This window comes from Cellulophaga tyrosinoxydans (genome assembly GCF_900176415.1).
GTDB lineage: Bacteria > Bacteroidota > Bacteroidia > Flavobacteriales > Flavobacteriaceae > Cellulophaga > Cellulophaga tyrosinoxydans.
In genome coordinates, this window is the sequence record NZ_FWXO01000006.1 from 1 (window position 1) to 25,266 (window position 25,266).

At 32.5% G+C, this 25,266-nt stretch carries 24 protein-coding genes, 1 rRNA gene and 1 other RNA gene; 12 read left to right on the plus strand and 14 right to left on the minus strand.

Annotated features, from left to right (window positions below; translation table 11 throughout):
* Positions 1-175: 175 nt before the first annotated feature.
* Both rrf and trhA read left to right on the plus strand, forming a co-directional pair.
* Positions 176-287 (plus strand): 5S ribosomal RNA (rrf, locus tag B8963_RS14110).
* A gap of 99 nt (positions 288-386) precedes the next feature.
* Positions 387-1,019, plus strand: a complete 633-nt coding sequence (gene trhA, locus B8963_RS14115) for a PAQR family membrane homeostasis protein TrhA (protein WP_084062624.1) — start codon at positions 387-389, stop codon at positions 1,017-1,019.
* Positions 1,020-1,021: 2 nt separating this feature from the next.
* Here trhA and B8963_RS14120 read toward each other — a convergent pair whose 3' ends face one another.
* Positions 1,022-1,450, minus strand: a complete 429-nt coding sequence (locus tag B8963_RS14120) for a DUF4268 domain-containing protein (protein ID WP_084062628.1) — start codon at positions 1,448-1,450, stop codon at positions 1,022-1,024.
* Positions 1,451-2,122 carry a ZIP family metal transporter gene (locus B8963_RS14125; protein WP_084062631.1) on the minus strand — a complete coding sequence of 224 codons (672 nt, stop codon included), beginning with the start codon at positions 2,120-2,122 and terminating at the stop codon, positions 1,451-1,453.
* A 79-nt stretch (positions 2,123-2,201) separates the two neighbouring features.
* Here B8963_RS14125 and B8963_RS14130 point away from each other — a divergent pair, with 79 nt between their 5' ends.
* Together B8963_RS14130 and B8963_RS15975 are read left to right on the plus strand one after the other, a co-directional pair.
* Complete coding sequence (locus B8963_RS14130) at positions 2,202-3,365, plus strand: THUMP domain-containing class I SAM-dependent RNA methyltransferase (protein ID WP_084062635.1); 1,164 nt, start codon at positions 2,202-2,204, stop codon at positions 3,363-3,365.
* Positions 3,366-3,446: 81 nt separating this feature from the next.
* Positions 3,447-3,599: a hypothetical protein gene (locus B8963_RS15975; RefSeq protein WP_159447303.1), complete on the plus strand. Its 153-nt coding sequence runs from the start codon at positions 3,447-3,449 to the stop codon at positions 3,597-3,599.
* Here the strand turns inward: B8963_RS15975 and B8963_RS14135 are convergent, their stop codons facing one another.
* Genes B8963_RS14135 through rlmD form a run of 3 tightly spaced genes read right to left on the minus strand, consistent with a single transcriptional unit; the run spans position 3,600 to position 6,291 of the window.
* Complete coding sequence (locus tag B8963_RS14135; protein WP_084062640.1) at positions 3,600-4,379, minus strand: DUF6048 family protein; 780 nt, start codon at positions 4,377-4,379, stop codon at positions 3,600-3,602.
* Positions 4,360-4,857, minus strand: a complete 498-nt coding sequence (locus tag B8963_RS14140; RefSeq protein WP_084062644.1) for a DUF6452 family protein — start codon at positions 4,855-4,857, stop codon at positions 4,360-4,362. Before B8963_RS14140 ends, B8963_RS14135 begins: the two co-directional genes overlap by 20 nt.
* 24 nt (positions 4,858-4,881) lie before the next feature.
* A complete protein-coding gene (gene rlmD, locus B8963_RS14145) occupies positions 4,882-6,291 on the minus strand; it encodes a 23S rRNA (uracil(1939)-C(5))-methyltransferase RlmD (protein WP_084062648.1) in 1,410 nt (469 codons plus the stop codon).
* 253 nt (positions 6,292-6,544) lie between these two features.
* Between rlmD and rocD the strand changes: the two genes are divergently transcribed.
* Complete coding sequence (gene rocD / locus B8963_RS14150; protein ID WP_084062653.1) at positions 6,545-7,825, plus strand: ornithine--oxo-acid transaminase; 1,281 nt, start codon at positions 6,545-6,547, stop codon at positions 7,823-7,825.
* 63 nt (positions 7,826-7,888) lie between these two features.
* Here the strand turns inward: rocD and B8963_RS14155 are convergent, their stop codons facing one another.
* From B8963_RS14155 to B8963_RS14170, 4 genes are read right to left on the minus strand one after another with little or no spacing between them, the layout of a single operon-like run.
* Positions 7,889-8,203 carry a CCC motif membrane protein gene (locus B8963_RS14155; RefSeq protein WP_317043723.1) on the minus strand — a complete coding sequence of 105 codons (315 nt, stop codon included), beginning with the start codon at positions 8,201-8,203 and terminating at the stop codon, positions 7,889-7,891.
* Between the two features lie 2 nt (positions 8,204-8,205).
* Positions 8,206-8,544: a CCC motif membrane protein gene (locus B8963_RS14160; RefSeq protein WP_084062658.1), complete on the minus strand. Its 339-nt coding sequence runs from the start codon at positions 8,542-8,544 to the stop codon at positions 8,206-8,208.
* A 36-nt stretch (positions 8,545-8,580) separates the two neighbouring features.
* Positions 8,581-8,916 (minus strand): CCC motif membrane protein, encoded by a 336-nt coding sequence (locus B8963_RS14165; RefSeq protein WP_084062661.1) that lies wholly within the window; start codon positions 8,914-8,916, stop codon positions 8,581-8,583.
* An 18-nt stretch (positions 8,917-8,934) separates the two neighbouring features.
* Complete coding sequence (locus B8963_RS14170; RefSeq protein WP_084062664.1) at positions 8,935-9,234, minus strand: DUF2752 domain-containing protein; 300 nt, start codon at positions 9,232-9,234, stop codon at positions 8,935-8,937.
* Positions 9,235-9,468: 234 nt separating this feature from the next.
* On the opposite strand from B8963_RS14170, the gene B8963_RS14180 reads away from it, so the two are divergent.
* The gene (locus B8963_RS14180) at positions 9,469-10,014 is read left to right on the plus strand and encodes a Smr/MutS family protein (RefSeq protein WP_084062671.1); all 546 of its coding nucleotides are present in this window, start codon (positions 9,469-9,471) and stop codon (positions 10,012-10,014) included.
* Here B8963_RS14180 and B8963_RS14185 read toward each other — a convergent pair.
* On the minus strand, positions 10,011-10,517 hold the full coding sequence (locus tag B8963_RS14185; protein ID WP_084062674.1) for a hypothetical protein: 507 nt from the start codon (positions 10,515-10,517) through the stop codon (positions 10,011-10,013). The genes B8963_RS14180 and B8963_RS14185 overlap by 4 nt on opposite strands.
* Positions 10,518-10,695: 178 nt before the next feature.
* Between B8963_RS14185 and B8963_RS14190 the strand changes: the two genes are divergently transcribed.
* Complete coding sequence (locus tag B8963_RS14190) at positions 10,696-11,844, plus strand: cysteine desulfurase family protein (protein ID WP_084062677.1); 1,149 nt, start codon at positions 10,696-10,698, stop codon at positions 11,842-11,844.
* Between the two features lie 2 nt (positions 11,845-11,846).
* Here the strand turns inward: B8963_RS14190 and B8963_RS14195 are convergent, their stop codons facing one another.
* Genes B8963_RS14195 through B8963_RS14205 form a run of 3 tightly spaced genes read right to left on the minus strand, consistent with a single transcriptional unit; the run spans position 11,847 to position 16,643 of the window.
* A complete protein-coding gene (locus tag B8963_RS14195; RefSeq protein ID WP_084062679.1) occupies positions 11,847-12,494 on the minus strand; it encodes a hypothetical protein in 648 nt (215 codons plus the stop codon).
* Positions 12,495-12,503: 9 nt separating this feature from the next.
* Positions 12,504-14,900, minus strand: coding sequence for a TonB-dependent receptor (locus B8963_RS14200; RefSeq protein WP_143312549.1), 2,397 nt, complete (start codon positions 14,898-14,900; stop codon positions 12,504-12,506).
* 51 nt (positions 14,901-14,951) lie between these two features.
* Positions 14,952-16,643 carry a M23 family metallopeptidase gene (locus B8963_RS14205; protein WP_084062684.1) on the minus strand — a complete coding sequence of 564 codons (1,692 nt, stop codon included), beginning with the start codon at positions 16,641-16,643 and terminating at the stop codon, positions 14,952-14,954.
* A 183-nt stretch (positions 16,644-16,826) separates the two neighbouring features.
* Between B8963_RS14205 and B8963_RS14210 the strand changes: the two genes are divergently transcribed.
* The 5 genes from B8963_RS14210 (at position 16,827) to B8963_RS14230 (ending at position 22,242) form a co-directional block, all read left to right on the plus strand.
* Positions 16,827-17,117, plus strand: coding sequence for a hypothetical protein (locus tag B8963_RS14210; protein WP_084062985.1), 291 nt, complete (start codon positions 16,827-16,829; stop codon positions 17,115-17,117).
* A gap of 10 nt (positions 17,118-17,127) precedes the next feature.
* A complete protein-coding gene (locus tag B8963_RS14215; RefSeq protein WP_084062686.1) occupies positions 17,128-17,424 on the plus strand; it encodes a cell division protein ZapA in 297 nt (98 codons plus the stop codon).
* A 61-nt stretch (positions 17,425-17,485) separates the two neighbouring features.
* A non-coding RNA gene (ssrS, locus tag B8963_RS14220) (6S RNA) lies at positions 17,486-17,594 on the plus strand.
* A 49-nt stretch (positions 17,595-17,643) separates the two neighbouring features.
* The gene (gene rny / locus B8963_RS14225; protein WP_084062688.1) at positions 17,644-19,215 is read left to right on the plus strand and encodes a ribonuclease Y; all 1,572 of its coding nucleotides are present in this window, start codon (positions 17,644-17,646) and stop codon (positions 19,213-19,215) included.
* Positions 19,216-19,374: 159 nt separating this feature from the next.
* Positions 19,375-22,242, plus strand: coding sequence for a M16 family metallopeptidase (locus B8963_RS14230; protein ID WP_084062690.1), 2,868 nt, complete (start codon positions 19,375-19,377; stop codon positions 22,240-22,242).
* Between the two features lie 180 nt (positions 22,243-22,422).
* On the opposite strand, the gene B8963_RS14235 is transcribed toward B8963_RS14230, so the two are convergent.
* The gene (locus B8963_RS14235; RefSeq protein WP_084062692.1) at positions 22,423-25,266 is read right to left on the minus strand and encodes a CHAT domain-containing protein; all 2,844 of its coding nucleotides are present in this window, start codon (positions 25,264-25,266) and stop codon (positions 22,423-22,425) included.

Genomic DNA, 25,266 nt, shown 5'->3' on the forward strand with positions numbered 1-25,266 from the left:
CCTTTCATTAGGGGGCAGAACTCCTTTTTTACATCATTTGTAAAAATTATATCCTAGTTTACTTTAAATTAATTCAAGTGTTATTTGTGAGTGTCATAGACACCCATTTTGTCCCTTTAATATGTTAACAAAATTGTTGTTAGTCTACTTAAATATGTAAACGCAACTAAAGATTTAAGGTGGCCATGGCGATGGGGTCCACCCCTTACCATTCCGAACAGGGAAGTTAAGCCCATCAGCGCCGATGGTACTGCTATACCAAGTGGGAGAGTAGGTCGTCGCCTTTTTTTAAGCAAGTCCTCAATAGAAATATTGAGGACTTTTTTTGTTTATAAAGGTTTGCTGAATTTGTATTTTTGAATTCTTGCTAATACAATTAAAAATTCATGGAAGTACTTTCAAAATATAAAAAAGAAGAACTGCTAAATACCATATCTCACGGATTGGGAATACTTCTTGGTATTGTAGGTTTTTTCTTATTGTTAAAAAAAAGCGCTGATAAAACTAATTTCGCTGTATTAGGGATTTATATATATTCCTTTTCAATTATACTACTATATTCTGCATCAACTTTATATCATGCGATGGCAAAGCCTAGTGTAAAGAAGAAATTTAGAATTCTAGATCATATAAGCATTTATTTTTTAATTGCAGGAACCTATACCCCAGTAGCTCTAATTACTCTTGTAAATGGAAATGGCTGGCTAATTTTCGCAATAGTTTGGGGTATTGCACTATTCGGAGCTATCTTGAAATTATTTTTCACAGGTAAATATGAAATTCTTTCACTATTACTTTATCTAGTAATGGGATGGTTAATTGTTTTTGATTTTTCTAGCTTAATGGATGCAACTTCTGCTAGTGGAATTAAACTTTTAATGCTCGGTGGAGCTTTTTATACCTTAGGCATTCTATTCTATGCGATTAAAAAGATTCCTTATAATCATTTTATATGGCACTTGTTTGTACTAGGAGGGAGTATTAGTCATTGGTTCTTTATTTATATAGATGTTGTATAGCGTTAATCTTTAAAAACATCCTCAAAATCTCTAAAAAAAGCTTCGAATTGAATCATATTTTTATTCAAAAAAACCATCGTTTCTTGCCAAGTATTTTTATTATGGATCGAAACGTTGTTAAGTTGCACGTAAACCCTAGATATTTCGGTTTCGTTTTCCAAAAAAACATATTCTTCAAATTGAGCCTTGGCAAGAAAATTTTCTATTAGAACAGTTTTTAGGGCGGTGATTTTTTCCCATAAATCTATTCTTTTTTCTAAATCCTTACATTCGATGTCTAAGGATACCATTGCTTTCGTGGTATCAAAATAAAATTTGAAGGAGAAATCTTTAATTTTGGTATTATAGAGTATCCATTTACGAGGATAAGATTTACCAAATGCAATCCAAAAATCTTGTCTCAGTTGTTTTGCTTCGTTTTTACTAAACATCTATAAAAAATAAGCCATTGTAATTCCAATTATTATAACTACCAACTTGCCTAAATTAAATTTATGACCCTCCGAACTTTCAAATAAAATTACAGTAGAAATATGTAGAAATACTCCAATGGCTACAGCATTTAATTGTGGTGTTATGGGCGACAGAAATTCAATATTTGCAGCTAAAAATGTTCCCAATGGTGTCATGATAGAAAAAAGAATAATAAAAAATAAAGCATTTCTAGATTTCATTTGAGAACCTACTAGAAAAATACTTAGTATTAATGCAATCGGAATTTTATGCACCAAAATGCCATATAAGATATTATGATGACTATCTATTGGAATACCTTCTAAAAGAGAATGTATGGATAGGCTAATAAATAATAACCATGGAAATTGTTTTTTTGTACTATCTAAATGTACATGTCCGTGTTCAGCGCCTTTAGAAAAAAATTCTAAAAAAATTTGCAGTAAAATTCCAAGCATAACAAAAACGCCTACCCTTTTCTGATCCGTACTATTGTATATTTCAGGAAGTAATTCAAAAATGGTGAGTGCTAGTAAAAATGCGCCACTAAAGGCTAGAAGTAGTTTTATACCTTCTTTCTTTTTTGGTTTGGTGATGTAAACAAATGTAAAGCTTAATAGTACAGCTAGAATTGGTAATAAATAGGTCATGCTTTATAATTAGGTTTTTTTAAATTGTAACCTGAGGCCGTAAAATTAATGTATTTTTGCGGTATTGTTTTAGATAGATATGGAGAATTACAAGATGGTAGCCAAAACAATGTTTGGCTTTGAAAGTATTTTAGCTAAGGAGTTGCGTAAACTTGGTGCTATGAATATAGAAGAAGGGGTGCGTAGCGTAAGTTTTGAAGGCGATACAGGGTTTATGTACAAGGCTAATTTATGTTTACGTACGGCTATTAAAATTGTAAAACCTATACATTCTTTTAGTGTTACTAGCGAGGAAGAATTATACAAAAAGATTTATGCTTTTGATTGGACAGAATATTTAACTCCGCATACTACTTTTGCCATCGATACCACAGTAAATTCGGATCATTTTTCTCATTCTTTATATGTATCGCAGAAAGTAAAAGATGCCATTGTAGATAAGTTTAGAGATTTAGATGGTATTAGACCTGATGTGGATATTAAATTTCCAGATATTAGAATAAATATTCATATTCAAAAGGATCACTGTAATGTTTCTTTGGATACTTCTGGACGATCTTTGCATCAAAGAGGATATAAAACAGCAACGAATATAGCTCCTATAAATGAAGTTTTGGCTGCAGGCTTATTATTACTTAGCGGATGGGATGGACAATCAGATTTTTTAGATCCTATGTGTGGTAGTGGTACTATTTTAATTGAAGCTGCTATGATTGCTTGCAATATTCCTGTTAATATAAATAGAAAGGAATTTGCTTTTGAAAAGTGGCCCGATTTTGATCAAGATTTGTTTGATAAAATTGTAGAGAGTTGTTTAAATAAAACAAGAGAATTTCATTTTAAAATTGCCGGATATGATAAGGCTCCATCGGCAATACGTAAGGCACAAGATAATATTGAAAATGCTAATTTATCCGAATATATAAAAGTTGGGCAATTCAACTTTTTTGAAACAGAAAAATCTGTTGATACCCATTTGCATATATTATTTAATCCGCCTTATGGAGAACGATTAGATATTGAAATGGAGGAGTTTTACAAGAATATTGGCGACACCCTTAAAAATCATTATGCCGGAACTGACGCGTGGTTAATTACTTCTAATTTGGAAGCATTGAAATATGTGGGACTACGACCTTCTAGAAGAATTAAAGTATTTAACAGTCATTTAGAGTCAAGATTAGTTAAATATGTAATGTATGAAGGCAGTAAAAAAGCGAAATTTCAAAATCAAGACTCGTAATATATGTCTTTAAAAAATAAAACACTTTTATACAATTTTCTAAGTTTTGCCATCATCTTTATTGTCTTACGCTTTTTTGTAATGAGCTATTTTGTTGACACTCATTTTTTAAAATCTTTACTGTCCGCAATACTTACAATGGTATTAGCACCAAAATTTGCTGTTTTAAAGAATAAAGAAGGAGAACAAATAATGATGAAATGGGTATTCTTAAAAGGTTTTAAGAAACTCTAGTTAATTTTTTGGAGGCGGTGGAGGTTGTTGCGGACCTTTGTCTACATATTTTTTACGCGCTTCTTTTTTCTTCTTATAAAGAGGAATAAAATAGGTAATGGTATAATTATAACTACTTCCAAATCTGCTGTTATCGGTAACTTTATTAAAACCTGGTATCCATAAATTTCTAAAATTTTCTGGATCTTTATTGGTGATTAAGAGCCCGAGTCGAACAGTTGCTCCAAGATATACATTATGAAAAAGCTCTACTTTTGTACCAATTACGGCTTCTAGCCATGATGCACTTAATGATTTATATTCTACAGGGCTATTTAGTCCTAGAGCAAAGTCGGTTTCTTCAAAATATCTATCTGTACTAAAAATTTGATAATTGTTGAGGGTTTGACTAAAACTGCTGAAACCAAATCTTCCTCCAACATGAATAAGGTTTCTCATTCCAAACCAGTTTTCATAAGTATTATAATCTACACCCATTTTTAAATAACTTCCTGAAGCAGTGAAATTATATAGATCTTCTTGTTGTGTAGATTTTTCGTTTCCTAATTCTGCGGCTAAATACAAGTTTGATTTTAATCGGTAATCACCAACTAATTCTAAGCCGGTGTAGTCTTCGTCTAAAGTAGATTTTACTATTTTACTTAAATCAATACCTACACGAACACCATATTTTTCAGTTTTAGTTACCGTGTCTTTTGGCTGAAGGTCTATTGGTTTACTTTGTGAAAAGCCCAACGAAACCTGTACTATACATATAGTACTAATGATATATTTTAACATGGGCCGCGTTTTCATTTTCTACAGTAGTATTTACTACCTGAATATTTTTTATCCAATTGTTCGTGTCTGATGTAAGATCTACTGTTAGATTCTCGTAATTAACAATGTATCCACATGCTCTAGAAACAAAAACTTCTTTTAATGTATATATGAAATTAACTTGATCTTCATTATCATTAGTAGCATCAGTAGTTTCATTTGTTGTAAGGCTAAAAACGGTATTCAATGCCTCTAAACGTAAAGGAACTTGAATAGAATCTGTTCCTGTATTGGTAATTACTGCTCCAAAGGTATCATCATATAACTGACCTTTAACTACCAAATTAGCGGGAGCTTTTAAGGTTTCTGTATCATCAATATCATAAAAGCTTATGATTAAGAGTGGTGTTGTGCCGTCAACACAAATATCATCTTTCTCACAAGAATTAAATCCTATAAAAACTAATAGTAGAACTATACTGTAGGTTATTTTTTTCATTTACAAATCCAATACTATTGTTGGTTATCGTTTTTCCAAAAGTACAACATTTTCTACATGATGCGTTTGCGGAAACATATCTACAGCCTGAGTTTTTGTTATTTTATAAAGATCTTTCATCATTTCTAAATCTCGAGCTTGTGTTGCACTGTTGCAACTAACATAAACTATTTTTTGTGGCGCAATGGATAAAATCTGTTCTACCACATCTTTATGCATGCCATCTCTTGGCGGATCTGTTATTATGATATCTGGAGTGCCGTTTTGAGCTATAAATTCTTTATTAAATATATTTTTCATATCCCCAGCAAAGAATGTGGTATTCTCTATGTTGTTCAAAATGGCGTTGGCTTTTGCATCTTCAATTGCTTCAGGTACAGCTTCTATACCTACCACTTTTTTGGCTTTTTTAGCTATAAATTGGGCAATTGTGCCTGTGCCAGTATATAAATCGTAAACCAATTCATTTCCTGTAAGGCCGGCAAATTCTCTTGTTATTTTATATAATTCAAAGGCTTGATCTGAATTAGTTTGATAGAAAGATTTGGCATTTATTTTAAATTTTAGCCCTTCCATTTCTTCAAAAATATGATCACGACCAGAAAAACAGATGATCTTTTGATCGTAAATGGTGTCATTCTGTTTAGAATTGATAACATATAAAAGCGATGTTATTTCTGGAAACTTTGCAGACAAATGATTCAATAACAATTCCCTTTTAACCTTGTCATTTTCAAAAAATTGTACCAAGACCATAATTTCACCAGTAGATGCCGTTCTAATCATCATGGTTCTTAATAAGCCATGTTGATTTCTTGGATTAAAGAATGATAAATTATTAGTTAAGGCAAAATTTTTGGTTTCTAAACGAATTGCATTTGATGGATCTTCTTGTAAATGACACTTTTTTATGTCTAGAATTTTATCCCACATGCCTGGAATATGAAATCCAAGAGCATTTTTATTTGCTATTTCTTTATCAGAATTTATTTCTTCTAGGGTTAACCAACGGCTATCAGAAAATGAAAATTCCATTTTATTTCTATAAAAATATTGTTTTTTAGACCCGAGAATTGGAGAAACTTCTGGTAATTCTAAATGTCCTATTCTTCTTAAATTATTTTCTACTTCTTTTTGCTTATAAAATAGTTGGTGTTCATAGCCCATATCTTGCCATTTACAACCACCACATGTGCCAAAATGCTCACATGTAGGTGTTACTCTTTTATCAGATAGAGAATGAAAATTTGTGGCTACACCCTCAAAATAGGCTTTTCTTTTTTTTGTGGTTTGCACATCAACAACATCACCAGGTACGGCATTTGTTAAGAATATTACACGTCCGTCAGGAGCTTTTCCTATTGTTTTGCCTTTTGCACCAGCATCTATAACGGTTACGTTTTCAAAAACCGTTCTATTATTTTTTCTACGCATGGCGCAAAAATAGAATGTTTTTAGTAAAGTAAATAGAAGTTTAAGACTTTATAATGGTTTAGTTTGTCAATCTAAATAAAAGTCCGCTCAACACACTTTTAAAAACTTTAATTATACCAGAATAATTTGTAATTTTACAGTTCTACAAGGATGATTTCTCTCCCACGCTGAATTTTCTCCCGAAAACTATCGGGATTCGAAAGGATAAAGGTACAGAAGGAATTGCTAAAGTTTTATTTTAAAAATTATTAACATGTCAGTTTTAGAAAAAATGACTTCTAAGGATGCAATAGCCTTAGAAGAAAAATTTGGAGCTCACAATTACCATCCTTTACCAGTAGTTTTAAGCAAAGGAGAAGGTGTTTTTGTTTGGGATGTAGAAGGAAAAAAGTATTACGATTTTTTATCGGCATATTCCGCGGTAAATCAAGGTCATTGTCATCCAAAAATTGTTGGTGCCATGGTAAAGCAGGCGCAGACCTTAACACTTACTTCACGAGCATTTTATAATGATGTTTTAGGGAAGTACGAAAAGTATGCTACAGAAACATTTGGTTTCGACAAATTATTACCAATGAATACAGGTGCTGAAGCAGTGGAAACAGCATTAAAAATTTGTAGAAAATGGGCTTACGAGAAAAAAGGTATTCCAGAAAATCAGGCACAAATTGTTGTTTGCGAGAATAATTTTCATGGTAGAACTACCACTATAATTTCATTTTCCAACGATCCTGTTGCTCGTAAAAATTTTGGACCCTATACAGACGGATTTATAAAAATTGAATACGATAATCTAATAGCTTTACAAAAGGTTTTAGAGGAGAATTCTAATATTGCTGGATTTTTAGTTGAGCCTATTCAAGGTGAAGCGGGTGTGTATGTTCCTTCAGATAATTATTTGAAAGATGCCAAGGCATTATGTGAAAAACACAATGTTTTATTTATTGCAGACGAAGTGCAAACAGGCATTGCAAGAACAGGTCGTTTGTTAGCTACTTGTGGTAATTGTAATTGCTCTGATAAGCATTGTAGTGGTACACCAGAAACGAAGCCAGATATTCTAATATTAGGTAAAGCCTTGTCTGGAGGCGCTTATCCGGTTTCTGCGGTATTGGCAAATGATAGTATTATGGGAGTGATTAAACCTGGGAATCACGGGAGTACATTTGGTGGAAATCCAATAGCTGCTGCTGTTGGAATTGCTGCTTTAGAAGTTATTAAAGAAGAGCAACTGGCTCAAAATGCGTTCGAACTTGGAGAAATTTTCCGTGAAGAGTTGGGTAAGTTTATACCAAAATGTGATTTAGTAAATGCCGTTCGTGGTAAAGGTTTATTGAATGCTATTTTAATTAATGATACAGAAGAGAGTTCTACGGCTTGGGATATTTGTATGGCATTAAAAGAGAATGGTTTATTAGCGAAACCTACCCATGGTAACATCATTCGTTTTGCTCCGCCATTAGTAATGACTAAAGCACAATTGCTAGATTGTGTAGCCATTATTATTAAAACACTTACGGAGTTTAAAAAGTAGTAAAAGAGTATAAAAAAATCCCGAAGTATTACTTCGGGATTTTTAATATATAAAATGTGAATTTTAAAAATTACCTTCAGAGGCTGCAGCAATTATAAAAGCTGCGATAACGCCAAAATATAACAAGAAAAATAATAAGTATACAGCAGCAAAGGCTAGTCCTATATAGGATAATATTTTTCCTGTTTTAACATTTTCATATCCTGAATACACCCCTGAGCTTTGATTGTAAATACGTTCTGCTTTTTTTACATTAGACAGACTGATAAAACCAAAAATTGCCCCAAATGGTCCACAGCAAAACAAGGTTAAAACGATGCATAATATGCCATAAGTTAATGCATTACTTGCACCAGGTAAAGGTTGTTGGTTCATCATAATTATTGTCCAAAAAATTCTTCCATCCTTTCTTGAATTAATTGTTGGTCTCCACTCTGTAATACATCCCAACCAATTGCCATTACAAACCAAATTATGAAGGCAATGAATAAAATATTTAATATTAAACCAACAATTGCTAATATTTTACCAGTCTTTAAAGTTCCAATACCTGAGTATATTTCTGGACTTTCCTTGTAGGCTTTGTTTGATAAAGTAGCTAATATAAGAGCTATAGTACTTAGGATTAATCCAAGTATTCCGTAGCACCAACAAAGTACAATTGAGGCAATACTTAAAATTATAATTAAAGTTACATTAGGTAATTTTTGTTGTTCCATGATTTAAAAAGTTTAGTCCCTTTTAAAATTTATCGATTAATATTGTCCGCCAGCTTCCATACCTTCTTGCCATTTTCTCGAGAACTCTTCGGACCATTCGCTCCAGCCTACTGTAGCTAAGGTGTATATAACGTTAATTATCATTAAAACATTTAATACAACAGCAATAATTGCAACAATTTTACCTGTTTTGATTGTGCTGTAATTATCATATAATTCAGGATTTGCTTCGTACATTTTCTGCGATTTATTTGCCATAAAAAAAGCAATTCCAGAAGGGATAATTCCAATTCCTGCAAAACAGCAGCATAGATAGCCCAAGATACTAAGTACGATGATCATTGTTGCATTTGGTAATTTTTGTTGTTCCATAATTTAAAGGTTTAGTTGTTATAAAAATTTTAATATATAATTAGTCAATATTAAGAATACTGTGGAAATGGTTAAAGTTATTATTATTTTATTGGAGTGTTTAATGGTGTAAAAATTATTTACCAATAAAAATCCAAATAGTAAAATAAGCGTATAGATGCCTGGATACATTTTAAAAGCGGCAACAAACTCCCCTTGCAAAATAAGTGCAACGGAACGTTGAATACCACAGCCTGGGCAATCTACTCCAAATATTTTTTTACTAAAACATGGCAGCATATACTTCTCTGCATCAATAAAAAGAGATATTATACGCATTTTACTATAAATTGAATTCTAAGCCGAAAATTACTATTATTTTTGACCAATGAAAATAAAACAAATTATTTATTTTTTTATAATTCTAGCAGGAGCTCTAGTAATATCCTTTCAAAGTCTATTCAATACAAAAGAATATGCTTTGATAATTGGAATTATTTTACTCATGTTTGGAATTTATAAAATGAGTACTTCATGGAAAGAAGATCAAACAAACCATAAGGATTCTGAAGCATGAACTTTAAAAAAGGGGATAGGGTAGAGGCAATGGATGATACTATAACAGGTGTTATCCAATCAATAAATGAAACTAAAATTACTGTTTTAAGTGATGATGGTTTCTTATTAGTTTATCAGCCATCTGAATTAATTAAAATAATTAATGATCGTAATTTAACTGTTAGTAATTACGAAGTAGCTAAAATTAAGGCTGAAAAGGCTATTAAAAAAAGGAAGAATACTCCTGTGGTAAAGCCTAAAGAACGCACAACACCAAAAATGGAGGTTGATCTACATATACATAATCTTGTTTCTTCGGAAAGAGGAATGAGTAATTATGATATATTAAACATACAAATGGAAACCGCTAAAAGACAACTCGATTTTGCAATAAGTAAAAAAATTCAAAAAGTTGTTTTTATCCACGGCGTAGGTCAGGGTGTTTTAAAAGAAGAATTACAGTTTCTTTTTGGTAGATATGACAATGTAAAATACTACGATGCAGATTATCAGAAATATGGTTTAGGCGCTACCGAAGTTTATATTTTTCAGAATGCTTAATTGGTAGTTATTGTACCAAATATATTCTCTCCAATATTGGTAATTCTTTGATTATTTCCGGTTTCTAGTGTTATTGCGGTTATCGTAATAAGATGTGTATGCGTTGGAACAGTTGCTGTAGTATCTAAAGTAGTTGTTATGGTTATCGATGCAGTAGTTGCTACTATCTCATCTTGAACAGTTGGTGAGGTTGGGGGAATATCACTGCAAAAATAAGTGTTTGTTACCGTGCCTGAGAAAAGGCGATAGATTATAGTTGATGCAGTTGTGCTTGTTAGTTCTAAAGCTACTGTACCTTCTTCATTTTTAAAAACATTAGCTGCTAAGCTTAAAATAAGTGCTTCGTCTGAATTTATTTTGAAAAGAATGGATGGTTGAGCCACATCTACTGTTTCGCATGTTTGTATAGTGCCAGCGCTAAAATCTATTGATTCTATTTGTAAATCGCCATCATCGCATGAGAAACAGAAAATAAGTAATAAAACAGAAAGTATTTTTTTCATTTTGATAGTATCTAATGTGGTTTTACAAATTTAATTCTTGCTGATAATATCAGTCTACACTAATAATTTTCAAATTTACAAGAATTAGCTTTTAAAATCCTAGAGGTTTATGTTCAATTTGTGAGAAAGAAAGTAAAATTCTATTAATTTTGTGATTTTTGAAACCGAAATACACCACATGCAAAAAGTCTATTTAGATAATGCTGCTACAACACAAGTAAGAGCATCTGTAATTGAAAAAATGCAACAGGCTTTGGCTGATTGTTATGGAAACCCTTCTTCAACACATAGTTTTGGGCGCTCAGCTAAAACAGCTATTGAGAAAACTAGAAAAATCATTGCAAAGTACTTAAATGCACACCCTTCTGAAATTATATTTACCTCTGGAGGTACCGAGGCAGATAATATGATTTTGCGTTGTGCTGTTCGCGATTTAGGGGTGAAAACTATAATCACGTCAAAAATAGAACATCATGCAGTACTACACACTGTGGAAGAACTAGAAAAGGAATATGGAATTGCGGTGCATTATGTGGAGTTAGACACATATGGAAATCCAAAATTGGATCATCTAGAACAATTATTGCAAAAAGATGAAACTAAAAAGCTCGTGAGTTTAATGCATGTAAATAATGAAATAGGAAATATAACACCTATTGCCATTGTTGCTGATTTATGTAAAAAACACCATGCTTTATTTCATTCTGATACCGTTCAGTCTTTGGGGCATTTGCCTTTTGATGTTCAAGAAATAAAAGCAGATTTTTTAACGGCTGCTGCACATAAATTCCATGGCCCTAAAGGTATAGGTTTTGCATTTGTTAGACGCAATTCTGGCTTAAAACCATTACTTTTTGGTGGTTCTCAAGAACGTGGTTTTAGAGCAGGTACAGAAGCTTTTCATAATATAGTAGGGCTAGAAGAGGCTTTTGTTTGTGCCTATGAAAATTTACAAGAAGAAAGAGATCAGGTTTTGGCGCTAAAAAAATATTTTATTGAAAATTTAAAATTGGCATTACCAGAAGTTGAATATAATGGACATTCAGGCGATTTGGAGAAAAGCACCTATACTTTGGTGAATGCTAGATTACCTTTTGATCAACAAAAATCTTTGATGCTTTTATTTCAGTTAGATATGAAAGGAATTGCCTGTTCAAAAGGCAGTGCATGTCAATCTGGGAGCGATTTGGGTTCGCATGTGTTGACACAAATATTAAGTGTAGAAGAAATGAAAAAACCATCCATTAGATTTTCATTTTCAAAATACACAACAAAGGAAGAGTTAGACTACGTAATTAATGAATTAAAGCTGTTTGCCGAAAACTAAAATTACTTTTTAGCTTTTACACGTTCTTTGTCGTAAGGAAATTTCTTGGTAGCTTGCTTCATCATTAAATCAATTAAATCTTTGGTGTTTTTGCCCGATTTTTTATTGATTTTCTTTTCGTAACGCCAAAGTAATTTGCCAGATTTCCCATCGCTTATTTTGATGCCAATTCTGCCATAATCAGCATCACCTAAAATATAATCTATAAAGCTAAACTCCGACGGGATACCATCAGACAATAAAATGTTAAGATGAGTGTTGCCACTTATAATACCGTCTACCTCCAATATTTTGCATAATTCCTTAATACTATAAATATCAATATTTGCATAGGTGATATTGTTTTGGGCTAGTATGGCATTAGTATTTTTAGTGTTTTGAAAATTTACTGTAAATCTTTTTTTCTTTTTAGGTTGTGAAAAATAAACCTCTAAGGCATCTTGTACAGCATAACCTTCGCGTTGTTCTAACTTTTTTTTCTCGTCACTTGTCACTTCTTTTTCCAAATCCAAATCGGTAAAAAATGGAAGAATGGCTAATTCTTTATGATTTTTAGATAGTTCATTAAAATTAGGGCTTTCGTAAATATCTTTTTGAGAGAAAGACATTTGAAAACTTATAAAAAGGAATGCTACTATAATTTTTTTCATTGTACTTTTTTAAAACCTCATGTGAATTTTAATATTTAAAATTCTACTTGTTAAATAATTTGGCACGGCATACTGTTGTTTTGTGTCAATATCTCTTACCCATGTATTGGTAATAGAATTTTGATTGTTAAACATATTGAAAATTTCGAATCCACCAGAAAGTTCTTCGAAACTATTCAGCCAGCTGTTTTTAGGTGCTTTTTTGTTTTCGCCTACAAAAGTATATGAAATTCCTAAATCTGCCCGCTTATAATCTCTTAATCTACTATTAAAGTTATAAGGATCTGAATAATTTGGAGATCCTCCTGGAAGTCCTGTATTGTAAACTAAATTTAAATACATTTTTACATCTGGAATAGTGGGTATGTAATCTTGAAATAAAATCCCCAATTTTAGTCTTTGATCCGTTGGTCTAGAAATATAACCTCTATTAGTACTATTTTCTTCTGTTTTTAAATACCCTAAACTAATCCATGATTCTGTTCCAGGAACAAATGCTCCTGTCATTCTAAAATCTGCACCATAAACGTAGGCTGTTGCGTCATTATTGGCTACATATCTTATGCGAACATCTTCTAAAGTATAGGTGTTGACATTGGATAAATTTTTATAATAAATGTCGCTTATTAATTTAAACGGTCCATCCCAAAGCATAAAACTATACTCATTACTCAATACCAAATGAAAAGATTTTTGTGCTTTTACATCGGGGTTTACACGGCCGTCATTTGCTCTTAATTCTCTATAAAATGGGGGTTGATGATAAATACCGGCTGCGAGTTTAAAAAGCATATCTTTTTTCCAATCTGGTTTAATAGCAAATTGGCCTCTGGGGCTAAATATAAATTGACCTTTTGATTCATTAGTATCATGTGATACGGACCAAAATTGGCCTCTAATACCTAAGTTATAATACACCTCATTACGACCTAATTGTATTTGATTGCTTAATTGTACGTAGCCCGAAACTCTATTGGTTTGTACAAAATTTGTAGCGTTAATACTTTGCAAGGCTTCAAGCGGCGCAGTAAAAGGCTCTTCTGGTTGATTGTTGAAAAATTCTGATGAGTTAGGTCTTACAAAATAACCTAATGAATCTAAAAATTCTGATTCCCGTAATTGATCTCTAATGTCTTCATGGGTATATTTTAAACTCCAATCTATAGCCTTTTTATTGGTGGTAAATTTTCCTTTGTGCTCAATATTAAAAATTAATGCATCTAAAGTGTTTCTAGCTCTATTAAATTGAGTGCCCAGTCTTTTAACATTGCTAATTTCTCCTAAACTAGTGTCTAAGTCTCCTAATTCATATTGTGCAATGACGTCCGAAGCTTCTTCTTCTAATGCATGATATATTGATGGGATAAGTTTTAATACTGTTTTATCATTTACAATGTAAGTAGCTTTTAAGGCCCCTAATGTTGTAGTGTATTTGTTTTTTTCGCTACCTGCATAAAATATGGAAAGTGATTTTGGGTCATTGAGGGTACCAAAATTTGTGGTTCTGGTCTTAGGTTGATTTTGATAATTGTTTAATGAAATATTCCCTAGAAAACCTAAATTAAATTTATTTGAAAAGCTGTAGTTTTCATAAGTTTGAAAATCAAATGCAATGGGGTTGATATTTGTTGTTGTTTGTTGGCTATTAATAAATAAGCTGTTATCTCTATACCGTATACCTGTAATGCTGCTCAGTTTTTTGTTAGCACTGCTCGTTTCTAGGGTTGTACTTGCACCGAGTAAACTAGCATCAACCTGTAATCCAAAATTTACGGGTGTTTTATAAGTAATATCTAATACCGAGGATAATTTGTCACCGTATTTAGCTTGAAACCCGCCTGCTGAAAACTTTACGTTTTGTATCATAGCACTATTTATAAAACTTAAGCTTTCTTGTTGACCAGATCGTATTAGAAATGGGCGGTAAACTTCAATTTCATTGACATAAATCAAGTTTTCATCATAATTACCTCCACGCACATTGTATTGCGTGCTCAATTCATTATTTGAAGAAACTCCTGGGAGTAGTTTTAGTATATTCTCAACACCTGCATTAGCTCCTGGTATTAATCGAATTAAACTTGGATTTATGGTAGTAATTGCTGAGACTGTCTTTTCTCCCGTTGCGGTAAGCGTTATTTCATCAATTTGTGTAACGTCTGAGTTTAGAATAGGATTAAACTCAAAAGTTTCGTTGGTGGAAAGGAGTAGGTTTTTAAGTGTAACCTCTTTAAAGCCAACATGTGTAAAGGTAATGGTAACAGGGAGATCGGCGGTTATCTCCAATAAATAGAATCCGTTTTTATCAGAACTCGTACCGTGGTTATCGGTGCTGATATTAACATTCGATAAAGCCTCATTATTCTTATCTAAAATTACACCCGTTATGATGGCTTTTTGAGCCATGATACAGCTGGGGATTATGAAAAATAAGAATAACTTTAACGTTCTCAATAGTTACTTTCTATAAAATGTGCTCTTAAAGGTAGTACTATTCCCAACATTGTCGGTCACGATAACTTCAAGATCGCATTTTTTTTGATCTGTAATATTGGCGTCAAAATTATAAGTAATGGTATTTTTTTTAGGTTCGTATTCCATTAAAATCCATTTTCCATTGAGGGTAGCAGAATAGGTGTCAATACCACTCAAATCATCAGAAATTTCTAAGCTTAAATATTTGAAATTTGTTAACCACTGGTTTTCTTTAAAATTTTTAGAACGCACTTTTGGTGCTATACTATCTTTAGCTATGGTATAGGTTCCTAAATCTCTAGTTCTTGTGGAGAATGTTTTACCTCTTTTATAGGTTGAAACATAATTAGGTATTAACTTGCTGTTTAGCCTTGCAATAAAAAGTTGTGGCAATTCTTCAGCCGAATATTTAGAAGTATCAAATGTAATTGTGAAGTTTTGATGCGCGGGTACTGTGCTATTGTGAATTTTTACAGTATCGATACCTTTTTCTAAATCAATATAAAAATCCTCGTAAAAAGTATTTGCAGGAAAATACACTTGCGCACCACCTAAATCGTAGGTGTTTGGTTTTTTAGCTATTAAAAAAGTATCTGTTTTGTCCTCTTTTTTTCTGATTTTGACATCCTCTTTTTTGCCTTCAATAGGGATGGTAACTTTAGTAGTATTATTTTCTATGTCTTTCATGAAAATATCAACTGAATAACTTAGACCTTCAGAAACATTAATTTTTCCATCGTTATAAGTTTCTTTGTAAATACTCATGTTATTTCTAGGTGTTTTAAACAAGCGTTGAATACGTTGTCTATAGATTCCAAAATGTTTATAATCTATAAGTGTATTTATATATCTTGTTTCACCAAATGAAAATGATTCTAAGTCATAGTCAAGATAAGTTTTGCCATTCACTTGCATTTGTACTTTGTATAAACCATTCTGGTTTGCTGCCAAATCTTGTCGATCAAAGGAGTTTATCCCAAATCCAATAGTTCCGTTGGCGTATACTTTTTCTGCTAAAAAAGAGCCGTCACTTTGTTTAGAAAATTTTAATTCAATTTTATCATTACTCTGGTTTACTTGACTGTTTTGATCTAATGGATACACATATAAGTTAGATAATATGGGCAGGGTGTTGTCTTTAATATCCAAACCATATAATAATGGGTTAGTAGGTTTTTCAGAAACACTACTTCTAATTTCAAAATGTAAATGTGGTCCAGAAGACCCACCGGTATTGCCGGTGTAAGCAATAACTTCACCTTTTTCTAGTTTTAGTTCGTCAAAATCAGGAAAAACTTCAATCTCGTATGATTTTTTCTCGTATTGAATTTTATTTACGTAAGCTTCTATTTTGGGAGAGAATTTTTGAAGATGTCCGTAAACCGATGTATATCCATTTGGATGTGCAACGTATAATACTTTTCCATAACCCCATAGCGATACCTTTATACGTGTTACAACACCATCTGCAATGGCGTAAGTTTTTAATCCTTCACGTTGCTGCGTTTTAATATCTATTCCTGAATGAAAATGATTGCTACGCAATTCTCCAAATGTTCCAGCTAATATTAGTGGAATATCTAAAGGAGATCTAAAAGCGTCTTGTGGATAATTTTCTTGGGAAATTAATGCGGTACTAATCAAAAATAATAAACCAAATATGGTTGCTCTCATAATTCTATTAACTTAAAGTACGAATGTAATTAATACAAATTAAACATTAAAAACATTAACCATTTAAATAAAAATTAAGCCTAAGTTTTGGTAAAAAAGCAACTAAATAAATAATATTTAAAAAAGAATTGGGAAGTCTTAAGATGTGTGTTAACTTTGTGTAAAATGCATGGTCATTTGCACATGAGTGAATTAGTAGAAATAGTAGACTCTTTAGAGAACAAAATCAGCAAGTTACTGCACAAGATCGAATTGTTGCAGCAAACAAATCTGAATTTAGAGAAAGAGCTTTTAGTTGTAAAAAACGAAAAAAACGACACTATTAATTCATTAACGGCTTGGGAAGAGAAATATAACGCTCTTAAGTTAGCAAATTCTATGCTGGGTAGTAATACGAATAAAACTGAAGCTAAGCTTAAAATAAATACATTAATCAGAGAGTTGGATCATTGTATCGCACAATTGTCTGAATAATACAAATACAATGGCGGAGAAGCTTAAAATAAAACTTTCGATTGCAGATAGGGTATATCCATTAACGATAGATCCTAGTCAAGAAGAAGGATTGCGAAAGGCAGCCAAAAATATTGAGCAGCTCGCAAAGAATTTTGAGCAGAATTATGCTGTCCGAGATAAGCAAGATGTATTGGCCATGTGTGCCTTACAGTTTGCTTCAAAAATTGAGCAGCGGAGTATTGAACAAATGGAAGACACCACAGAAGTTACGGCAAAACTAAAAGCCTTAGATGAATTAGTGTCTCAAAAGCTTAGTGTAAAATAAAGTAAATACGTTCTTTAAAATAAATAAAGTTACTACCCACATTGGTAATTATTTTTGACAAACTCAACGTTAAATTGTTTGAAAAGGGTGAGTTTAAGTTGTAAAAGCATGCCTGCTAGTACAGGATCCTTGAGCAATTTGTTAGCCCTAAACTTGTTTTTTTGGAGTTTGTACAAAACTTCGTCCAATGTGGGTTTTTTTATATAAATAGATTAAATTATGGATAGTACAGCAATAGGTATAATAGCAGTAATAGTTGGTTTAGCAATCGGATTTATTATCGCAAAATTTTTAGAAAAAGGTAAGGCCTCTAAAATAGTTTTAAATGCAAAAAAAGAAGCCACTAGAATTATTAAGGATGCAAATGTAGAAGGAGAAAATATTAAGAAAGACAAAATTTTTCAAGCAAAAGAAAAATTCTTAGAATTAAAAGCTGAGCACGAAAAAGTAATAATTGGCAAGGATAAAAAAATTGCCGAGGCAGAAAAGAGAACTAGAGATAAAGAGTCGCAAATAAGCAGTGAACTTGCAAAAAATAAAAAGCTTAGCGATCAGTTAGAAGAGCAGTTAAAAGAAGTTGAATACAAGAGCGAATTTTTTGATAAAAAGCAGTCGGAATTAGATAGGCTTCATAAAAATCAAGTACAACAGCTCGAAGTTATTTCTGGCTTATCTGCGGATGAAGCAAAATCTCAATTATTAGAATCTTTAAAGGAAACGGCAAAATCAGATGCCATGTCTTATATGCAAGCTACTTTAGAAGAAGCTAAATTAACTGCGCAGCAAGAGGCTAAAAAAATCATTATTAATACCATTCAGCGTATAGGAACGGAAGAGGCAGTGGAGAATTGTGTCTCTGTTTTTAACTTAGAATCTGATGATGTAAAAGGTAGGATTATTGGTCGTGAAGGTAGAAATATTAGAGCATTAGAAGCTGCAACAGGTGTAGAAATTGTAGTTGATGATACTCCAGAGGCAATAATACTTTCTTGTTTTGATTCGGTTCGAAGAGAAGTTGCAAGGTTATCATTACACAAGTTGGTTACCGATGGTAGAATTCACCCAGCACGAATAGAAGAGATTGTTAAAAAGACTGAAAAGCAAATTGAACAAGAAATTGTAGAAATAGGTAAGCGTACTGTAATTGATTTAGGGATTCATGGTTTGCATCCTGAGTTAATAAGAGCGGTAGGTAGAATGAAATATCGTTCTTCTTACGGACAAAATTTACTACAACACTCTAGAGAAGTTGCTAAGCTTTGTGGTGTAATGGCGGCAGAACTTGGATTAAATACCAAAATGGCTAAGAGAGCTGGTTTACTTCATGATATAGGAAAGGTGCCAAATTCTGAAGCGGAGATGGAAACACCACATGCTATTTTAGGGATGCAGTGGGCTGAAAAATATGGAGAAAAACCAGAAGTGTGTAATGCCATAGGTGCTCACCATGATGAAATTGAAATGAAAAACCTAATTGCGCCTATTGTACAGGTTTGTGATGCTATTAGTGGCGCAAGACCAGGAGCAAGAAGACAGGTTTTAGATTCATACATACAAAGACTTAAAGATTTAGAAGATATTGCCTTCGGATTTGGAGGAGTACAGAAAGCATATGCGATACAAGCGGGTAGAGAACTGCGTGTTATTGTGGAAAGTGAAAAAGTTACAGATGATAAAGCTGCAGAACTATCTTTTGAAATATCTCAAAAAATACAAACAGATATGACCTATCCTGGTCAAGTAAAAGTTACCGTAATCCGTGAAACAAGAGCGGTGAATGTAGCTAAATAAAAATAACCTAATACTTAAACAAGAAAAGCGAATCTCACCGATTCGCTTTTCTTGTTTTGTAACTAACCAATTGTCAATAGGTTCCTACATGATTTAACAGTTTTTTTAGAATATTAGAAACTCCAAATTGTATCTTTAAAGAGACTAAAACTATTTATAATGACAACAAAATCAATGTTTAAGCATTCTTTGCTAGCGGCATTCGCTGTGGTATTAACTTTTACTTCGTGTAAAGAAAAACAAGCGGCAGCGGAAGACGTAGCGTCGCTATCTGTAGAATTTGAAAAATACGAATTGGAAAATGGTCTAGATGTAATTTTACATCAAGATAAAAGTGATCCAATTGTATCTGTTGCTATACAGTACAATGTAGGTTCCAATCGTGAAAAAACGGGAAGAACAGGGTTCGCACATTTATTTGAACACATGCTTTTTCAAGAATCAGAAAATGTACCTCAAGATCAGTTTTTTAAGAAAATTCAAGATGCTGGTGGCACTTTAAATGGCGGTACTTGGAAAGATGGAACTATTTATTACGAAGTAGTTCCTAAGAACGCTATGGAAACTGTTTTGTGGTTAGAAAGTGACCGAATGGGGTATTTGATTAATACCGTAACAGAATCCGCATTTAACAATCAACAAGAGGTTGTACAGAATGAAAAAAGACAACGTGTGGATAATAACCCATACGGTCATGAAGATTGGGTTTTAGATAAAAACATCTATCCAGAAGGACACCCTTATAATTGGCAAGTAATTGGCGAATTAGAAGATTTGCAAAATGCTACTGTAGAAGATGTAAAAGAGTTTTACGATAAATTTTATGGCCCAAACAATGCCACTTTAGTATTAGCAGGTGACTTTGAAAAAGAAGACGCGAAAGCTTTAATTGAAAAATATTTTGGAGAGATAAAAAGAAGACAAGAAGTAGAACCTTTACAGCCGCAACCTGTAACTATTGCAGAAACTGTAAGATTATACCATGAAGATAATTTTGCCAATACAGCACAGTTAAATATGGTTTGGCCAACAACCTATCAGTATACAGATGATGCTTATGCTTTAGATTTTTTAGCACAGTTAATTTCAAGTGGTAAAAAGGCACCAATGTATAAGGTGTTGGAAAAAGAAAAAGAATTGTCATCAAGATTTTACGCGTATAATAATTCTCAAGTTTTAGCAGGCGAATTTCATGTTGTGGTTACCGCAAATAGTGGTAAAAGTTTAAATGATATTGAAAAGGGTATGTTCGAGGCTTTTGCTCGTTTTGAGAAAGAGGGTGTAACCGATCGCGATGTAGAAAGAATAAAAGCAGGCTTAGAAACTAGCTTTTATAACGGTATTAGCAGTGTTTTAGGTAAATCTTTTCAACTTGCACAGTACAATACTTTTGCCGGTGACCCAGGTTTTATAGAAAAAGATATTGAAAACATAAAAAAGGTTACCAAAGAAGATATAATGCGTGTGTATAACAAATACATAAAGGATAAACCTTTTGTAATCACAAGTTTTGTTCCTAAAGGACAAATGGAATTGATTGCTGAAAACTCTACAAAAGCACCTGTAGTAGAGGAAGAAATAAAAGCCAATGTAGCTAAGGTAATAGAAGAAACAAAAGAAGAAATTGTAAAAACACCTTCAAAAATAGATCGTTCTATTGAGCCTAAACAAGGGGAATCTCCAAGTTTAAACATTCCTAAGAGTTGGACTTCTACCTTAAGCAATGGGATGAAAGTTTATGGTATAGAGCAAAATGAAATACCAACGGTAAATTTTAGTTTACGAATAGACGGTGGTCACTTAATGGACGATATCAATAAAAATGGTGTAGCCAACTTAATGACAGATATTCTAATGGAAGGGACTAAAAATAAAACCCCTGAACAATTAGAAGAAGAAATTGAAATGTTGGGAGCAAACATAAATATGTATACCACTAACGAAGCGATTATTATTCGCGGTAATACCTTGGTTCGTAATTTTGACAAAACAATAAATTTGGTAAAAGAAATTCTTTTAGAACCTAGATGGGATGAAGAGGAATTTGCACGTATTAAAACCAGTACCATAAATGGCATTAAGCGTTCAGATGCAGACCCTAATGCTGTGGCAGACCGTGTGTATAATAAATTGCTATACGGAGAAAAACATATTTTTAGTTACCCAACTAGCGGAACAGTTGCTTCGGTTGAAGCCCTTACTATTGATGATTTAAAAGCATTTTATAATAAGAATTTTTCTCCTTCCATAAGTTCCATGCATGTGGTAGGTAAGATTGATGAAGCAACTACCTTAAAAACATTAAAAGGTCTGGAAACCGGATGGGCTGCCAAAGAGGTTACTATTCCAGAATATCCAATTGTTAACAATAGAGATAAGTCTTCATTATACTTTGTTGATATTCCTGATGCTAAACAATCTGTAATTAATATTGGAAATATAGGATTATCGAGAACAGATAAAGACTTTTTCCCGGCTGAGGTTATGAATTATAAGTTAGGAGGCTCTTTCTCAGGTAATGTAAATCTTATTTTAAGAGAAGAAAAAGGGTATACCTATGGTGCACGTTCAGGGTTTAGTGGAAGCAAAATACCAGGAACCTTTACGGCGTCTTCTAGTGTAAGAACAAATACTACTGGAGAATCTGTGAGTATTTTTAAAGATGAAATTAAAAAGTATAAAGAAGGGATTTCTCAAGAGGATTTAGACTTTACTAAAAATGCTCTTATTAAATCAAATGCACGTCGTTTTGAAACTCAAGGATCATTGTTAGGAATGCTTCAAGAAATGAGTGAGTACGGCTTAGCTAATGATTATATTAAAAATGAAGAAGAAATCATTAGAAATATGACATTAGAGCAACACAAGGCTTTAGCTAATAAATTGTTGAACGAAGATAAAATGGCTTATTTAGTGGTAGGTGATGCTGCAACGCAATACGCACAGTTTAAATTAATGGGATTTGATGAAGTAAAGCTAATTACTAAAGAAGGTGAAGAAGCTACAATGGATGGCGTAAAAAAATAACTTTATTCCTTATTTAACTATAAAAGGTTGGTGTGAAAGCACCAACCTTTTTTGTTTGTGCTTTTTAAATTAAAATCAGGATTTAAAATTTAGCGAAAACTGTTTACAAACTCAAGAAATATTATAAAGTAGGCCTTAAGAAACGACCTAAAGCTTCCATACTTCTAACAAAAGTTCTGTCTAAACACCATTATAAAGAAATGGTGCCCAAAACTGAGGATGTTTATATCTTTCTCCAAAGTCACCATTAATAAATGCTCTTTTAATTTCGTTTAGCGCAGCATCTGCTTTTGCATTCCTTTGAACCACATTTTTAAATAAATTTTGCATGGTTAAAGCCGTACCAGCATCATCAACTGGCCAAAGAGAGAGCAATGTTGCATTGGAACCCGCCACAAAAAAGGAAGAGTTCAATCCGTTAATGCCTTCTCCTCCATAAAGTTTACCCACACCCGTGTCGCAAGCACTTAACACTATTAAATCTGCATTTAAATTTAATTTTGCTATTTCTGGCGCTAATAAAAAGGTGTCTTCGTTCTCATCGCCTCCATTAGGTTGCGAAAACATGACTCCACTAAATTCTGGAATGATCGTTCCAGTGAATCCATGGGTAGAAATTAATAGGTTTTTATATTGTTTGAGCTCTCCATTGGCATTAAGTTTTTTAAAATTACTTTCGCTCATATTAAGTCCTGTAAAAACTTTTATATCGTTTGAGAGTGTACTTACAAACTGTACTTCTTTTAGGGTTCCTGCTAAATAATTGGCACCACCAAAACCTATGGCTTCCAATTCAGGTTTAAAATTATAAATGCCTTTATTGATTTTTTGGCTTACGGCATCAGAAATTTTATAAAAGTCTTCCAAGCCACGCGCTGTAGGCTTTACATTTCCAGAAGGTTGATAAATGGCGCCTCCAAAAGCTATCACTGACTTTCTGTTTTCTGCATATTTTCTATTGGCTATAATTTTCCAAATTGTGGTATTTGGAATGTATTTTACATTATGCGTACTTACCAAATATTGATTTTTTGCTGATAAAAAGCTTTCAAAAGGTAAGTAATTCAGCTCTTCTGCCGCACTAATAATTACTTTTGGATGATTTACTAAAATATCTTGAATAGGTTGTAGGGTTAAATTATACCAAAAATGAAGAAAATCATTTTGTACATTTTGGAGTTGTGGATTTGCTTCTTTTAAAAGTTGTCTAGTCCATTCTATTAGCATTACAAAATCTTCTTTTTTATAAGCGGCTTGTTTAGTAGCATAACGGACTAATTCACCATCTTCGTAATCAACTTGTAAATCACTTAAATACGGATTAATGTTCGATGGAATTTTTTTAGCGTTATTGGTATATATTTTTTTTAAGCGAAGCAATTCATCTATAGGATAATTGTATCTGATTTCGGCTTTATCTTTTGTAATCACACTCATGATAATTTCTCCAGGTTGACCAATAGAATAGCTTACTAATACCTCATCGTTTTGTAAAAGTTGTTGTGCATCATTTATAGAGGCCAAAGGAATGTTTTTGTTCATTTGCTCCTTTAAATAGCCACTTCTACTTTGTTCTTGTGTGTAAAATAATTTTGAAACATCTTTAGTGAATTGACAACTCATAATCATCCCTGAATACACACTTTCAATAGTATTGGTATATTCTAATTTTTGCTTAGCTGTTAGATTTTCTTTTACTTTATCAGCCAAAGCGATACTTTTTTCAAATTGAGTAATGGCATTATTATAATCTTTTTGGTTGTAATAGAGAAATCCTAAATTATTGTATAAGTTTTGTGCTCCTGCAAAATCGTTCTCTTTCAAGCTGTAGGCAACTGCTTCTTCTGTCAATTTTTTAGCTTCATCATGTAAGCCTTGTTTTGCTTTTATAACGACTAAATTTCCACTAATCTCATGGATTAAACTTTGATCATTTATTGCTTTGGCTAAATTGTAGGCTTTCGTTAAATAGGTTCCGGCTTTTGATCTTTCTGCTTGTGGACCATCAAAAATATGATATGCTCCAATAGAATTATAGGCTTTTGCCTTAAAATAGTCGTTATTTATTTTGCTTGCTGTTTGTTCTAATTGGTAGGCTGTTTGTAATTTTTCCTCTTGCTTGTTTTCCATTTTAGCTAGCACATGAATTTTGTGCAATTGCATATTCGCTAGAGCTAATGTCGGATAAGGTAACTTGAGTTTTTCACTTAATCCATCGTTGATATTTACCAGTGCACCTGGTTTGTTGAAGGAATTATTTTTGATTACTGATAAAAAATACAGGGCGTAACCTCTTTGACTAGCCAGAGCAAAATCGTTTTTACTAATTTCTAAAAAATACTCAAATTGGTTATTGCTTTCACTAGTATTACCTCCATAATAAAACGTTACTGCTTTAAGTAAAGGCAACATTTTTTGGAATAAAGGATTGGCATTTCTTTGACTAGAATAATAAGAAAATAAAGCATCTAAATTGGCACATTTTTTTCCTTGGGTAAGAATACCATACACACAATTGTCTAATTCAATGGCTTTGTTGATGTTTACTGTATTGTTTTGATAATAAGCCAGCCATTTGTTTTTTAATGGAGACAAATCTTTTTTAGTAAACGTTTCTATCTTTACCATATCATCTATTGTTTCTTGAGGATTTTGAAATGTAGACAATTGCATAGCCCATTCTAGATTTTGAAAAGCTTTTTCATTATTTCCTTCCAAAAAGTTAATATAAGCTTCTGTAAAATAGGGAAATGGCATTAATGGCTGAATATTTAATGTTTGTCTAGAAGCTAATTGGGCCGTGTTAAAATCACCATTTAATATTTGGTAATATGCATGTAGATAATAGCCGGTAAACTCATCCGAAAAATTAATCATTAATTCTTCGCTATTTTCTTTCATTTTGGATAAATCGTTAGATGTATATCCTTCAAGATAGTTGTTGTAATAATCGTTGAAACCATTGGATTGTGAAAAACAAAAAACACTGCCTAAAACAAAAAATAATACAAACAAATTTTTCAT

What these genes read in the sequence shown, in the direction of transcription:
- trhA (WP_084062624.1), top strand. Translation starts at nt 387, where the DNA reads ATGGAAGTACTTTCAAAATATAAAAAAGAAGAACTGCTAAATACCATA.
- B8963_RS14120 (WP_084062628.1), bottom strand. Translation starts at nt 1,450, where the DNA reads ATGTTTAGTAAAAACGAAGCAAAACAACTGAGACAAGATTTTTGGATT.
- B8963_RS14125 (WP_084062631.1), bottom strand. Translation starts at nt 2,122, where the DNA reads ATGACCTATTTATTACCAATTCTAGCTGTACTATTAAGCTTTACATTT.
- B8963_RS14130 (WP_084062635.1), top strand. Translation starts at nt 2,202, where the DNA reads ATGGAGAATTACAAGATGGTAGCCAAAACAATGTTTGGCTTTGAAAGT.
- B8963_RS15975 (WP_159447303.1), top strand. Translation starts at nt 3,447, where the DNA reads ATGAGCTATTTTGTTGACACTCATTTTTTAAAATCTTTACTGTCCGCA.
- B8963_RS14135 (WP_084062640.1), bottom strand. Translation starts at nt 4,379, where the DNA reads ATGTTAAAATATATCATTAGTACTATATGTATAGTACAGGTTTCGTTG.
- B8963_RS14140 (WP_084062644.1), bottom strand. Translation starts at nt 4,857, where the DNA reads ATGAAAAAAATAACCTACAGTATAGTTCTACTATTAGTTTTTATAGGA.
- rlmD (WP_084062648.1), bottom strand. Translation starts at nt 6,291, where the DNA reads ATGCGTAGAAAAAATAATAGAACGGTTTTTGAAAACGTAACCGTTATA.
- rocD (WP_084062653.1), top strand. Translation starts at nt 6,545, where the DNA reads ATGTCAGTTTTAGAAAAAATGACTTCTAAGGATGCAATAGCCTTAGAA.
- B8963_RS14155 (WP_317043723.1), bottom strand. Translation starts at nt 8,203, where the DNA reads ATGATGAACCAACAACCTTTACCTGGTGCAAGTAATGCATTAACTTAT.
- B8963_RS14160 (WP_084062658.1), bottom strand. Translation starts at nt 8,544, where the DNA reads ATGGAACAACAAAAATTACCTAATGTAACTTTAATTATAATTTTAAGT.
- B8963_RS14165 (WP_084062661.1), bottom strand. Translation starts at nt 8,916, where the DNA reads ATGGAACAACAAAAATTACCAAATGCAACAATGATCATCGTACTTAGT.
- B8963_RS14170 (WP_084062664.1), bottom strand. Translation starts at nt 9,234, where the DNA reads ATGCGTATAATATCTCTTTTTATTGATGCAGAGAAGTATATGCTGCCA.
- B8963_RS14180 (WP_084062671.1), top strand. Translation starts at nt 9,469, where the DNA reads ATGAACTTTAAAAAAGGGGATAGGGTAGAGGCAATGGATGATACTATA.
- B8963_RS14185 (WP_084062674.1), bottom strand. Translation starts at nt 10,517, where the DNA reads ATGAAAAAAATACTTTCTGTTTTATTACTTATTTTCTGTTTCTCATGC.
- B8963_RS14190 (WP_084062677.1), top strand. Translation starts at nt 10,696, where the DNA reads ATGCAAAAAGTCTATTTAGATAATGCTGCTACAACACAAGTAAGAGCA.
- B8963_RS14195 (WP_084062679.1), bottom strand. Translation starts at nt 12,494, where the DNA reads ATGAAAAAAATTATAGTAGCATTCCTTTTTATAAGTTTTCAAATGTCT.
- B8963_RS14200 (WP_143312549.1), bottom strand. Translation starts at nt 14,900, where the DNA reads ATGGCTCAAAAAGCCATCATAACGGGTGTAATTTTAGATAAGAATAAT.
- B8963_RS14205 (WP_084062684.1), bottom strand. Translation starts at nt 16,643, where the DNA reads ATGAGAGCAACCATATTTGGTTTATTATTTTTGATTAGTACCGCATTA.
- B8963_RS14210 (WP_084062985.1), top strand. Translation starts at nt 16,827, where the DNA reads ATGAGTGAATTAGTAGAAATAGTAGACTCTTTAGAGAACAAAATCAGC.
- B8963_RS14215 (WP_084062686.1), top strand. Translation starts at nt 17,128, where the DNA reads ATGGCGGAGAAGCTTAAAATAAAACTTTCGATTGCAGATAGGGTATAT.
- rny (WP_084062688.1), top strand. Translation starts at nt 17,644, where the DNA reads ATGGATAGTACAGCAATAGGTATAATAGCAGTAATAGTTGGTTTAGCA.
- B8963_RS14230 (WP_084062690.1), top strand. Translation starts at nt 19,375, where the DNA reads ATGACAACAAAATCAATGTTTAAGCATTCTTTGCTAGCGGCATTCGCT.
- B8963_RS14235 (WP_084062692.1), bottom strand. Translation starts at nt 25,266, where the DNA reads ATGAAAAATTTGTTTGTATTATTTTTTGTTTTAGGCAGTGTTTTTTGT.